This window comes from Paraglaciecola sp. (assembly GCF_039964565.1).
GTDB lineage: Bacteria > Pseudomonadota > Gammaproteobacteria > Enterobacterales > Alteromonadaceae > Paraglaciecola.
On sequence record NZ_JBDVXF010000012.1, the window covers coordinates 1 to 13760 of the forward strand.

9 protein-coding genes and 1 pseudogene are annotated in these 13760 nt (G+C 37.2%); 2 read left to right on the top strand and 8 right to left on the bottom strand.

The features are described 5' to 3' along the window. A pseudogene (locus ABJK37_RS06415) lies at positions 1 to 237 on the bottom strand (transposase); the annotation flags it as partial. Positions 238 to 384: 147 nt separating this feature from the next. Next, positions 385 to 4824 carry a leucine-rich repeat domain-containing protein gene (locus tag ABJK37_RS06420; RefSeq protein WP_348351271.1) on the bottom strand — a complete coding sequence of 1480 codons (4440 nt, stop codon included), beginning with the start codon at positions 4822 to 4824 and terminating at the stop codon, positions 385 to 387. A gap of 356 nt (positions 4825 to 5180) precedes the next feature. Here ABJK37_RS06420 and ABJK37_RS06425 point away from each other — a divergent pair, with 356 nt between their 5' ends. Further along, entirely contained in the window at positions 5181 to 6020 is an 840-nt protein-coding gene (locus ABJK37_RS06425) for a transposase (RefSeq protein ID WP_348351272.1), read from the top strand. Between the two features lie 313 nt (positions 6021 to 6333). On the opposite strand, the gene ABJK37_RS06430 is transcribed toward ABJK37_RS06425, so the two are convergent. Beyond that, entirely contained in the window at positions 6334 to 6993 is a 660-nt protein-coding gene (locus ABJK37_RS06430) for a hypothetical protein (protein WP_348351274.1), read from the bottom strand. A gap of 1 nt (position 6994) precedes the next feature. After that, positions 6995 to 7501, bottom strand: a complete 507-nt coding sequence (locus tag ABJK37_RS06435) for an RNA polymerase sigma factor (RefSeq protein ID WP_348351276.1) — start codon at positions 7499 to 7501, stop codon at positions 6995 to 6997. Positions 7502 to 8091: 590 nt separating this feature from the next. On the opposite strand from ABJK37_RS06435, the gene ABJK37_RS06440 reads away from it, so the two are divergent. Next, positions 8092 to 9318: an FG-GAP repeat protein gene (locus tag ABJK37_RS06440; protein WP_348351278.1), complete on the top strand. Its 1227-nt coding sequence runs from the start codon at positions 8092 to 8094 to the stop codon at positions 9316 to 9318. Positions 9319 to 9386: 68 nt separating this feature from the next. Here the strand turns inward: ABJK37_RS06440 and ABJK37_RS06445 are convergent, their stop codons facing one another. The 4 genes from ABJK37_RS06445 to ABJK37_RS06460 form a co-directional block, all read right to left on the bottom strand. Further along, on the bottom strand, positions 9387 to 9890 hold the full coding sequence (locus tag ABJK37_RS06445) for a nuclear transport factor 2 family protein (RefSeq protein WP_348351280.1): 504 nt from the start codon (positions 9888 to 9890) through the stop codon (positions 9387 to 9389). Positions 9891 to 10241: 351 nt separating this feature from the next. Beyond that, positions 10242 to 11252, bottom strand: a complete 1011-nt coding sequence (locus ABJK37_RS06450; RefSeq protein WP_348351282.1) for an alpha/beta hydrolase — start codon at positions 11250 to 11252, stop codon at positions 10242 to 10244. Positions 11253 to 11298: 46 nt separating this feature from the next. After that, complete coding sequence (locus ABJK37_RS06455; RefSeq protein WP_348351284.1) at positions 11299 to 12738, bottom strand: serine hydrolase domain-containing protein; 1440 nt, start codon at positions 12736 to 12738, stop codon at positions 11299 to 11301. 72 nt (positions 12739 to 12810) lie between these two features. Next, positions 12811 to 13734, bottom strand: a complete 924-nt coding sequence (locus ABJK37_RS06460) for a winged helix-turn-helix domain-containing protein (RefSeq protein WP_348351286.1) — start codon at positions 13732 to 13734, stop codon at positions 12811 to 12813. Positions 13735 to 13760: the final 26 nt, after the last annotated feature.

The following is a 13760-nucleotide window of genomic DNA, read 5'->3' on the forward strand; positions in this document are numbered from 1 at the left end:
ATCCACACACAGCACCACATGGGTATGATTACTCATCACTGCATAAGCACATATATCAATTGAAAACACCGAAGACAAAAACAACAATCGCTCCTCTACCCATCCTCGGCGATGCTCATAACTCTGTCCAGTGAATTTATCCTCACCGCACAAAAAAGAACGACGAACACAGCGGGAAACGCAATGGTAATAGGGGGTATCGATTAAACTGACTTGGTTTTTACGTGGTTGAGGCATAACAGACCATCCGTGGTTGATTGAGTGCCTTAAAGCTTAGAACAAAGCCATGTTTTTGCTACTTTTTAAGAATGGATGTCTTCTTTGCCCGTTATATTTAGATATCTAATAGTGTGGTTGATGATGTAGAACTAACAACCTCTCAAGTTAAAGAATGTAAGGTTTTGATTTAAAGTCATTCTTATTTAAATTCTTTTTGAGATGGTATCCTACGCTGATATGCCTAATATTTGGAAGATGCATAATAGGTTCAAAGTCTACAACTTCTAAATTGTAAACATCCAAGTAGATTAAGTTGTTTAACTTTTCCAATGCCTCTAATGATTCAACGCTAGTACTATTTAACCTTAGTTGTTGTAGTTCTTTTAGTGAAGATATTGGGGTAATGCTGATTACTTTATTATTAGATAAGTCTAATCTAGTTAACTTTTTAAGTTTAGTTACTGCGGATATATCAACAATTCTATTATTTGATAATTTTAGAGATGTTATTTCTGTAAGGTTCTTTAATGAGGAGATATCAACAATCCCATTACTAGATAAATCTAGATCCTTTATTGCAGTATTATTCTTTAACACTGAAATATCGACTACCTCATTATTAGATATATCAAGATCCGTTATTGCAGTATTATTTTTTAACACTGAAATATCGACTATTTCATTATCGGATAAATTTAATCGTTTTAATGAACGCATATTTTCTAAAAATTGAATGTCAGAAATTGCTGAGTTTGATAAATCAAGTTCAGTTAAATTAACTAATTTTGCTATTGGAGAGATATCCAACTCACCTAAATCACCAAAACTAAGGTTTAAATAAGTTAGCTGAGTCAGGCTAGAAAATACATCAAGGCTTTCAAAAAATAATGTTGTGACATATAGCGTTTTCAAATTTATTAGTTTAGATAACGGCTCTAAATCATTTATATCAGTATATTCTATATTCAGGCTTTCTAACTTTGGTAAAGCTGAAAGCAAGGAAAGTTCTTTTATATCAGTAAATGAAATATCTAATTCTTTTAAATTCTCTAATTCATTTATGCTGCTGATATGACAATTCTTCGCATGACTTAAATCAAGACTTTCTAGTTTATTGAACCTATCTAATATAGAAAAGTTAATATAGTTACAACCACTTAAGTCTAATTCCGTCACCTCATTTTCATCAAGTTGATTTAGTGGTGCAAGCCCTTGAGACAACTTCCATACACGTTCATCATCAAATAAATCATCTTGATGAATCCCTTTTTCGATTAACGCTTCCTTTTGAACTAAGAAGGAGAGCATTACTCTAATCGATTGATCGTATTCATTGATACCATCAGCGATAATAGCTTCAGCTAAGTTTGACTCTATAGCTACTTCGCTATCCATTTTTTTGATGTCAGCACTCAACTTTTGAATATATGAATACCTATTATCTTTAAAGTATTCCTTCAACATAATATAAGCATCAGGAGTCGCCATTTTGATTAATGCTAGAGCACAGTAATGGTCTTTAACTATCGATCTTCCTTCTTTAGGACGCGCAAGGTAAGGAATAGCAATATTTCCTGCTGAAGCTAGGGCATCTCTGACTTTCGCTGTAGGAGGAGGAACAACCTTTTTGATCACTTCTTTTAATTGATAAGAAAATCGAGGAGTGATTTCCCTCATATTTTCTTTACAAGTTAGCACCAATAAATAGAGGGATGTTGCAGCATTCAAATCTTGATTTGACTCGAACTCTTTCGCTTTAGAAAGTAGTTCTGTTAGATATCTTTCATTCTCTGATTTTGACGTGCGTAATCCGATGGCTAATTGAATTGTCCCATTCCAGTAATCATTTCCTGCATTATTAGACAAACAGTCAGTATCGTTCTCTGATATTATATATTTTGCAGTATAAAACTCTTGAAATGTACGGTGTGTAAACTGAATTTCGTTCAATCCCACTTGTACTAGTAATCCACTACGTTCAAGAAAAAATAAGAGTAAATCATCAGCAGATATTTTACCCTTTAATTCGGGCATATCTCTACTCTTTAGTTTTAACTTTTGCTTTAAAGCATCCGGTGATATTGAAGTTTGGCCATTATTGGTCATCCAAAAAGCGACATCTGAAAGAAACGATTCTTTGTTTCTTAGATCAAGTAAAGTAAATTTATCTGTTTCAATAACCTTCTTTTCACGATCTCTGCTATCGAGAAACAATCTACAAGTAGACTCATACAAATCTGTCCTATCTTTTGGTAAATAGCCATTACGATCATGATGCAACATGCATAACACACCACATAAAAGTGGATTTTGAGCTAAATTTCTTAAAACTTTTTGCTGCCGTAACTTATCTAAAAGACTACTTGCTTGTTGGTTTAAAGCATTTGGTTTGGTTTTATCGTATTCTAATGCAATTGCATGGTGCCAGTGTTCAACAAAATCAGATTGAGCATTTCTATCCATAGTTTGTAATTGAATTACATTGAATTCGAGGTGCTCTAACGATGTATTTTCGTATGCAGACGGGCGTGAAGTTAATATGAACTGGTTCCCATTATATCGATTGCAAAGTCGCTCAATCCAATCGAGTACTTCTTGCCTTCTCTCTCTAGGTACTTCATCAAAGCCATCTATCATTATAATAGCTAGCTTATTTTCTAAAACACTAGCAACCCACTCTCTTTGTAAATCTTCAACTTCTATTCCCTCAGTCATAAAAGCATAAAAATCTAATTCATCAGGTAAGCTTGTTTCATTCAAAATAGATCTTAATTGAATTAAAACAGGTACTTTTTTATTAAAATTAGTTTGATCATTTCCAAATGCTCGGCGACCACATTGTACAGTTAACCACTGTAACAAAGTTGTTTTCCCTTGACCGGCTTCTCCAAGAATAACTAGACGTTCATAGCAAGTAAGAGCTTCACTTGTTGACATTACCTTATTATCATCATCATTAGTAAAATCGGTTTCTGTCGTTAAAGATATATAAGCAACACTTAATTGATATTTCCTTGTCCTTTTACCAAAGTTAAGTCCGAATATTTTCAATTCATCAAATCGCCTTGCTATTGCTCGTCTGAATTCGTCTTCAACCAAAACTACATCATCATGCTCATTAGAACTTTTTTCTTTCCAACGCCCTAATTCCTCTCTAACTTTTTCAAAAAGAACTTCTTGATTAGCTAATTGAATATTTAAGTTTTCTTTAGACCATGTGGGAAGAGCTTGGCTGCAATCAATAATAAGCTCACAGAAATCTTTTAGTATTTTGCTAAAAGCACTAATAATAGTTTCATCAATATCAAAGTTATCTTCCTCGATAATGTGCATATGTAAAGAGCCAAAAAGCGTATGAGGGTTATAATCGATTTGATCAAGTGATATATGTGTCGGAAAATATTTCTTAAAAACTAAGCATAATAATGAAAAAACTCTTTCTTTTGATTCAAATTCTAGATTAGTATCGATTAGCTTTTTACTTAGCTCAACAAAATCGTCTAATAAACTCTTAAAAGCGATATCTCCTTGATTTTTAGCTTTTGCTCCAAAAACACTCTTTAAGTGTTCCGGATACGAAACCCCTTTAGGGACTTCTAACCAAATAGACGCAATTATATCGATAATACATGGGGAAAGGTTTTCATATAATAGGTCATCTATTAATCGGTTTTCTCTTTCCTTTCTTTGCTCGACATCTAAAGCAGAAGTATCTATTTTAATGATTTCCTCATCACACTTACTACTTAGTTCATTATTGATTTCCCTAAATATATTAGGAAGCTCTTCAAAACATTCAAAAAACAATGGGTGTATATTAGAGTTTAAATAAAGTGTTCTTATCTCATCAGGCAAGCAATCCCAAGCATTCTTTCTTATAATGACGATTGAATACTCCAACTTATTCGATAATCGTTTTTCTGCACAATATTGATACCACTCAATTACTCTTGGATCCAACATTGAACAGCCGACATATACAATCGGATGCTGTGACAAGACAGTCTTCAATTTTGCGTCAAGAAAAGGGTATTTATCTGAAAAGTTTACATAACTTTTTTCATCTAAAGTCCATGCTTCTATATTAGAAACTCCACCATGAATTTTATATAAAGATATAACGTCACTCTGCTCAAGCCCGAGGTTATTTTCATGAGTAATTAGGTTAAAGTTAATTCCATTCCTATCTAAAGCTGATTCCAATAATTGATCATAATTAGTTGTAAAAATGTTCTTCCAAGGGTTTTTGGATAGCTCCAAATGGGTGTCAGTAGGCTCATTTGATAAACTGGAAAAAATATTTGATAGCGCTCTATTAAGTCGTCCGTAACCATTAACCTTCGCAAAGTTCTGAACCCACAAAGTAAATGACCTATTTACAGAATTTAAAGGATATGTAACATCATCGGGCACGAAGTCTGGGAGCTTCTTAACACTTTTATCAGTTAATTGTTCTATTAGCTGCGGAGTAGTTGGGTAATTAACGGGAACTGACAAACCAGCCCCAACCCAAAGTATAGGTTGAAAGGCTTGATCTTTTAAACCTTGATTTAATATTTTAAGAAGTGCTTCCCATTCATCTGAATCTTTAAAGCTACCAGTCATTTCAATTCCATTTATCTTACACTTATTATATATTTTTTATTATACATCATTAGCTTACTTCGAAAACAAAGCTATCTGATTTCCTAAATAAAATGTTAACTATCTAATAAATTTAGAAAATATCAAATAGACAGCCAAACAAGACACCCAAAACAATAAAATACCCAATTGTTTCAAAATCAACAAGCATCAAGTGGTGTCAATATGTGTTCTTTTGGGTGTTTAAACCAAAAGCGGAAGGCACGGGGTCACGGAAGGCACGGGGTCACAGGAAGGCACGGGGTCAAGTCTTGTATTTTGCATAATCGGTGAGATTGGCTAAATTTATTAGTAAGTAACGAATTCAAGGAAGAATAATGAGCAGGCCACTCCGTTTGGAATATGCAGGTGCACTTTATCATGTCACTTCACGCGGTAACGAGCGCAAACCTATATACAAAGTAGAACAAGACTTTGATTTATGTTTAGAGATATTGGGTGAGGTATGTGAACGTCATAACTGGGTTATCCACGCCTATTGTTTGATGACCAATCATTATCACTTGTTAGTCGAAACACCCGACTCAAATTTGTCGACAGGAATGAGGCAACTTAACGGAGTCTATACGCAAAAATTTAATCGCAAACACAAACGAGTCGGTCACTTATTCCAAGGTCGATATAAGGCTATTCTGGTAGATAAAGACAGTTACTTACTGGAGTTAAGTCGCTACATCGTATTAAACCCTGTCAGAGCCAAAGGAATGGTAGGCCACCCCAGCGAATGGAGTTGGAGTAGTTATCATGCGACCACTCATCACGCCCCTTCACCAAATTGGCTGGCAACGGATTTTTTATTGGCTCAGTTCTCGTCGAAAAGAGATATAGCAATTTCTCAATATAAAGAGTTTGTGATGAGAGGAATTGGGCAGGATGTATGGGTCAACTTAAACAGTCAGATATTTCTAGGGTCAGATGACTTTGTTGAGCAACATAAGAAGATGTTAGACGAGAGCACAATGAAATTGTCTGAGGTGCCTTTGAAACAAAAGCGGCCGAAGGCGAAAAAACTGTCCCATTATATAGAAAAATATAATAAAAAAACCGCCATGGTAGAGGCGTATAAAACAGGCCAATACACCATGGCAGAAATAGCTAAGGTATTTGGTGTTCATTATTCAACGGTCAGTCGGCAGGTTGCAAAATGCAAGACCTGACCCCGTATTTTTTCTAAAATGCAAGACCTGACCCCGTATTTTTTCTATTTAGAGCTTTTGCCATAATTGTTGCTTTCTCGACCAACTTTTGATCCAATCGAATGCTTGCAGTTGCCATAATAATTCTCCTATTGCCAGAGCTTAATGTAGCACGCCGCCACAAATGCAGCAATAGACTACGACATTTACTTTGAGTGCCCGCAAGCCACGCCGCGGCTGTTGTAATATTGAAGATTTGTGTGAGTAAAGATAAAACTGAATAACCTAGAGCATCCTCAAAGCTTTAAGCACTGGGAATAGCACAGCTAATCCTTTAGCTGTCAGTCGCCTCTATACTGTTAATAAATTGAGCCATATTGACTAAACGCTCACCAACAATTAATTGAATAGTGCTTTTGACCCAAGAAATTCCGATATTTTTGTAATGTAATTTAGCTAACAAAAATGGTATGCCAGTTAAAAGCAATAATGATGTTACGGAATAAAACAAAATCATTTGCTGCTCTAGGTGCTGAAACAAATCAATTCCCAACAGTATGTCAAATCCTACAAAAACGTAGGCCATGTAAAAAGGCGCTGACATGAGTAATAACTTAGTTAATTGTAATTTATGTGAGCAAACGCTGTAGATATCTTTCTGCAATTGGCTAACTGGCTTGGCATAATCAATTTTTGAAATAAGAACAATTTGACCAATATTTCCAGCAAGCCCAACAATGGCAAAAATATTAAGGATAAATGCAGATATCGTTGATGCTGAAAGACTGAAATCTGTAGCAATATACTGCCCCAATAAGAAAATAATATAGAAGAACACTACGCTCTCAATAATACGCGCCCACTTCATGTTATTGAGTTTTTTCATTTGTGTATTCACTTTCATTTCAGTCAACATTGTTTGGTTTATTTTAATAGCCGCTTCTGTGTCACTGTTTTGCTGCTCCCAAGTTTTTTTAAAGTTATCTAAATTCATATTAAGACTCCTGTGTTTCAAATTGATTTTTTAACGTTTCTTTAATTCGGCCAATTCGCGTCGCGACATTGGTTTTACTCATACCAAGGCTATTTGCTATGCTGTCGTAGGGTTCACTTTCCAGATAGAGCAGCATGATCGCTTTATTTAACTTATCCAGTTGCCCAATAAATCGATATAACAGCACCACATCTTCACTGCGTTCTCCTTCTTGCGGAAAGTCAGCAATATGCACGATACATTCTTCATCTGCGTTGGCTCTATCTACTCGCTTACTGTCTTTACGGTAATAAGAAATGGCGACATTTAATGCTATTCGATACATCCAAGTAGAAAATTTGTATTCTGTATCGTAGTTATCAAAAGCCAGCCACATGGTGGTTAATATTTCTTGCGCAAGGTCTTGCCTGTCATCTTGATTTTGGCAATATGAATTCACAATTTTATAAACAATGCCCTTATGTTGCTCCATTGTCTGAGCAAATAACTTCTTCTTAGTTGTATTCATTCACACACAAATCCATCATTTGAGTTAATTCCATCATGTATAAGACTCATATCAATTTAATCATCCTTAATGTAGACATTCTCGCTCCTTTTTTACTTCTTGATAATACTTACATAATCTTGTTATCTAGTTATTCGCAGCACCGCTGAAATAATCACAAATATTTTAAAAAATATATTTATTGGTGGAAATAAACTAGATAACCCCAACTCGGGATAAGCCATACCGTGCAGCACCGCTATTATTGCGCCTTACTTCGTTGAACTTGCTCTCAATAGCTGGCTATTGAGAGCAAGCTCGCCTTGATAAACACAATAATATCAGCTCTGGATGCATTAAATTGGCGGCTAGATAAATAGTAAGATTATAACCTATTGTTTATATTGAATTTACTTCATAGGACGCGGCACGTCTTAACCCGAGCTCTGGTTAGATAGAACCAAATAATGTAGTAGGCCTTTTTAGAACTTGAAACCAATATTGAGGGCTGCATTTCTATCTCTGAATTCCGCCACTTTATCGTTTGTCCCTTGTTAAAGTATGACTAATCAAATAGCTTGCTAACTTGCATATTCAAAGACGACGAAGTAATGATAAGCCTTAGTTCTATTTTAAAATTTTTAGCCTGCTCCACTTTGCTCATCACCTGTCAAAGTTATGCGAAGCAGCAAAAGTTATTGCCTGATGATGGCAAGGCAGAAGACCAATTTGGCTATAGTGTAGCGATAGACGGCGCAACTGCATTAATTGGTGCCCATAAAGCCGGCGTCCAAAACCTGCAAGATGCGGGGACAGCATACGTATACTCGCTCGGCGACGCAGGGTGGGAGCAAAAAGCAAAACTAGTCGCCAAACCAGCTCATGCTGATGACACAGTCGGCGGTAATGTTGCCTTGAAAAACCATATGGCAATTCTGGGTGGAATAAAAAGAGACGACAAAGGAAATAATGCTGGTGCAGCCTTTGTCTTTGAACGGGATGAAAATTCATGGTCGCAAAAGCAAATTTTAACGGCTATCGATGCCAACTCTGGTGATGCATTTGGTCAAAGTATCGCACTCACAGAGCGGTTTCTTGTCATCGGTGCACCTCGAAGTGATTCGCCGCTCAAAGACTCTGGTGCAGCTTATGTTTACATAAGAGACAATAAAAATTGGCGGTTTCAAGGCAAACTGACTGCGTTAGATGGTGCCTCAGGTGACTTATTCGGGATCAGTGTGGCAATTTATGACAAGACAATTTTAGTGGGTGCTGACTTAAATGATGAAAAAGCGGAAAAAGCCGGTGCCGTTTATGTCTATGAATTTGACGGTAAGCAGTGGGATCATCAAGCAAAACTGATGGCTGAAGATGGGGCAAACACTGACATCTTTGGCGTAAGAGTGGCTTTGTTCGGCGATACAGCACTGATTTCTGCCAGAAGAGACGATATAGAGAGTGTTGGCACGGATGCGGGTTCGGCATATATTTTTGAGCGAACAAAAGGTAAATGGACACAAACACAAAAGTTAATAGCGCCTGATGGTAAAGCCGATGATAGATTCGGTCGTGGTGTAGCGTTAAACCAAGACACGGCGCTAATCAGTGCTATGCACCATGATTCGAATGGCGTCAATGCTGGAGCTTTGTATGTGTTCAAACGACAACTGAAAAAATGGCGCTTTACATCTAAAGTAGTGGCAAATGATAGTGCGCCAGAAGATAGATTTGGTTGGAATGTTGCCCTTGCAGACAATACCGCGATAATTGCTTCCCCTCATCGCGACGATAATGGCAATGCATCGGGCGCTGCATATATTCTGAATTTATCTAATTAAACATTATCTTGTGAGGTTGACTGGCTCAAACTACGTTAGCCAGTCACTTTTTATGTTTGAACTGCTCGTTACTGAGGAGTTAAAGCTTTTGCCACTTTAGCGCAATCTAACCAAGATTCATGACTTTGAACAACAAGCCATTGACCATCTACATTTTGCAATAACGCTGACCAAATAATTTGCCCTGTATACTCTGGAATACCTGTAATTTTTAAACGTAACTTTACAGGTAAAGTAAATGAGACCAGCTCTGCGCTAAGAACTTTTGCGTTCCATTCGATAATATCATTGTGCAAATCTTCTACTGAAGAGCCAACTGCCGCATATGACTTTTTCAAATCATCTAACGAATTAATTTGACCATCACTGACGAAAAAGGCATTTTCATCATCAGAATAATAGTCCAATCCTCGTAAAAACTGTTTATTGTTGGCGGCTTCAAATATTTGATCCACGATAGAAGATGTGGTTTCAATTATCTTCTGTTTTTCAGCCTTGCTCAGCTCTGATGCATTAACAACTAATGAATAATTAACCATAAAGATTAAAAGCGTCATAACCACTTTTTTCATGCTGACAATATCCGTAATAAGTATCCCTAACAAAGAGGGATATTTTAACTCTCTCAATTTTAAGCGCCAATACTATCGTAATAAAACGCTAGTTAAAGTGTTAAGTATTGTGTCATTCATTGGCCAATGAGAGTTTGAACAGTTTCCTGAAAGTGACGAAAGCAAACATCGGAAATCATGTGCTTGCTGCTTTAATGAAGACTTATGTGAATACAAAGATACAACCGATTAATAATTGGCAGCTTTGTGCGAAAACTAAATACTCAAAATCTGCTACCTCTTGCTTTCAGGTGCTTTTTTGAGAGACATGACATTAAATTATATAGGCCTAAATATAATGCCATGCTGGGTTTAATGAATGAGTGATGATTCGTTTATTAAAAACTGTGACACTGTATTGGCAAATTCTTTAGGCTGCTCTGCCCAAGTCCAATGTCCCGTTTGCTCTAAAAATTTAAGTGTTGCGGTTCCTTCCGGTAGCATTTTATAAAAGCGATAGGCCATCGCCGGCGTAGTTTTCCAGTCTTTACGGCCGTTAAGGATCAAGGTTGGAATGGTAAAGTCTTTAAGCATTTCTTTATTAACAACAACATCCTGTAGAGTGCCGGTAATTTTTACTTCAGGATCTAAACCAGCCATATCAAAATATACTTTGATATTAGAGCCATCTCTTTTATCCCTTGAGCGGTATTTTCTTAAGTCTGAGCGTTTACTGGGATCGTACCAATCAGACATATTACCGATAGCTCGGTTATAAAAAGCTTTCATATACTCAGAACTACTGGTTAATGTACCTTTTTCTCTTATCGCCTCTAACTTTTGCCATGTTTGAGGAAAGAACGTTTTTCTCAAATACAATGCGGCATCTACATTCATTTGTTGGCTTAGTCCATCGGCAGATGCACTTAACATGATCAACTTTTCTACATTGTCGGGGTAAGTTAACGCATATTGCACCGCCGGGATACCACCATAAGAATGCCCAGCTAGTATTAGTTTTGGCACGTTAAGATGTTGGCGTAAAGTTTCTATATCTTCAACCGTTATCGCTGGGGAGAACGCCTCTGGAATTTCTCTTGTCGCTCTGCCTACCCCCGTTTCATCAAAATAGATAATTTGATAGCCATGTGATTTAAGAAAATCTAATGCCCCCCAAAACACGGTGCGAGAAGCGCCGGGACCACCATTGATCATAACAACGGGAGTGCCTTCTCCGTCGGCTTCATAATAAATGTGGCCAAATTTACTTTTAACGTAAGTCCCTTGCCCGTAAGGTTTAGGCAATGATGAGTCTGACGCCTTTGCCGTTAGAACATTAAGACACAGGAGTAATAGCAGTAAGGCATTAAATGCTTTTAGCATAAGGGGCTTCCTTTTAAATGAATATATAAAATAACTAGTGAATAACTTAGTCTGAGTTCTGGCTAATTAATTGAATTGAATAAATCTGATCTTTACCAGTATTAGCTTCAAATGTATTGTTCTTACCTTCAAACTCCGTAATACCTATCTTATTCACCATCAGTAACCGCTGACCTTTTTGAGTGGCGTAGGCAAACACTGGCCATTGTTTAATGGGCGCTTTGCCGACGTTAAAGGCGTTTAGCCAATGCGAGTAATCAGTAATACTATCGGTTAATAAACACTGGTTTTCTTTACAATTTGTAGTGCCATCTAGCTGTTTACCATTATTGCTAATTTGATATTTAGTGCGGCCTATTACCTCAATGTTAGCTTCATCAATGTAAAGGCCTGCTAGGGCAAACACTAACTTGTCAATTGACGATATCCAGCTGCTATTAGATAAAAAGGCAATACTTAGATCTTGTTCAGGGTATATGGCAAGAATCGAGCGAGCACCTGGTGTAGCCCCAGCATGGTGATAAACTTTACGCCCATGAGGATCTGTAGCTATACGCCATCCGAAGCCAACTTTAAAATTCCTGCTTGTTACTGGATGTCCGTCTTGTGTTGCTGTTGGAGTAAATAGTAATTGCTGAAAAGGCTTTTGTGCCCTGGCTTTATTTAATACTTGCGCCCCAAAAAAAGCTAAATCCCCCGCTGATGCGTAAAGTCCCGCTCCGAAAACACTGTACGACTTTTCGCCACGAGGAATTTCGTTGGCGCCACTTTTGCTGAGTTCATACAGCCTTGAGCTGCTATTTTGGAGTTCGTTGATATTTTCTATCGCAGGTGTTGCTTGGCCTGTCCATCGAGTCACAAAGTTCTCAACACTTATCGATAAAGGTTGTTTGGTTATTTTCTCGTATATTGCACCTGCTAACGTATAGCCATGGGTAGAATAATGGTATTCAGTACTGGGGCGAGATAGTAAATTTCGTTCTTTGAGGGTTTTTACAGCATCAAGCCCGGTATCGAAATGTTCATCATAAATATCATAATCTTTTATTTGATAATGGGGCATGCCTGAAGTGTGTGACAGTAATTGTCTTACCGTAATAGCATGATATTTTTCACTGAGTTCAGGGTAATACCGCCCTATGCCGACATCAGGGTTTAACCGATCATTTACGACCAATTCAGCTAACATGGTGGCGCCTATAATTTTTGACACACTGGCTAACCTGAAAGTGGTATCAGGTTCAGCCAATATCTTATTTTTTTTATCGGCAAAACCCGTCGCAACCGAGGCAATCAATTTTCCTTTATGCACTACGGCAACTGAAAAACTAGGAACACCAGTGACATCATTCATACTACTAAGTAACTTAGTTAGTTGGCGCTCATAATTTTGCCCACTTTGGTGTTGCGTTTCATGGTGATTGTTTGCTGCAGATTTAGGCATATAAATGATACATGCCAATAAGATATATATTCGTATTTTCATACCATGCTCCTTTTTTTTGTGCATTGGGCATGGTGCACCGAAAAAACGCCAGTTAATAAAGGTTACGAATGGTTATGACTGGTTAGCAAGCACCTTTAAGGTGTTCCAAATAGGGTCGTTTGCATATTCACGCTGGTGTTTGTTTAAATGCAACTTTCCAGATGACAGTAACGATTCGATGCCATTCAATTGTGATTGTAATGATTGAGGCAAGGCCGTTACTGTTGAGGTTGAAAACGAATTAGTACGTAATATTGTGGCTGTGCGTGGCTCTATAATGCTTAACTTTATTGTCGTTTGGTTGTTAACTTCCATGACTTCAAAATAGCTAATTAGCGCGACTCGATCTTTTCTTGCTTGAACAGGCAAGGTTAATTCTTGTCTTTGGTTTGAGAATATGAGTTGAAGGCGTTGTGAGTCATTTGCTTGGTTAAGCAAACCATTCCAAGTTTGGTAAATCCCTAACGCATACTCAGGCATTTCATTTAGGGGAATGTTACTCCATAGCGCAAGACGATTGTTACTGATCGCTTTGTCATTACTTGATGATGGCAGAGCAATGTACGTCAACAGTGCCGTCATCATTAACAGCGCAACAACCGATATACCGAGAGCATATTTATTCAGCCGAGGGGGGTTGTCCTGAGTTATGTTATTTGACGGTTTAGTGACTGAAGGTTGCTCACAGGAGGTTGGCTCTTGCGCAACCAATAAGCGGTAACCTTCTCCCCTTATTGCTTGAATTGTTAAGCCTTTTATTGACGATTGCTCCAACGACTTTCGTAAAACAAATACTCGCTGTTTTAAGGTATCTGGACTAACAGTGTTGTTTGGCCAAACACTTTTCATTAGCAATTTGTTTGATACAACTTGTTGGGGTGATTGCGCCAATGTGTACAGTAATTTAAAACTTAGCGGATTTAACGTTACTGATTGATTGTCTTTAGTAACAAGGTATTTTATTTCGTCAAATTTAATAATGTTGTTCTCGGCCATAAGAGATAAGTTATACTAACATAATG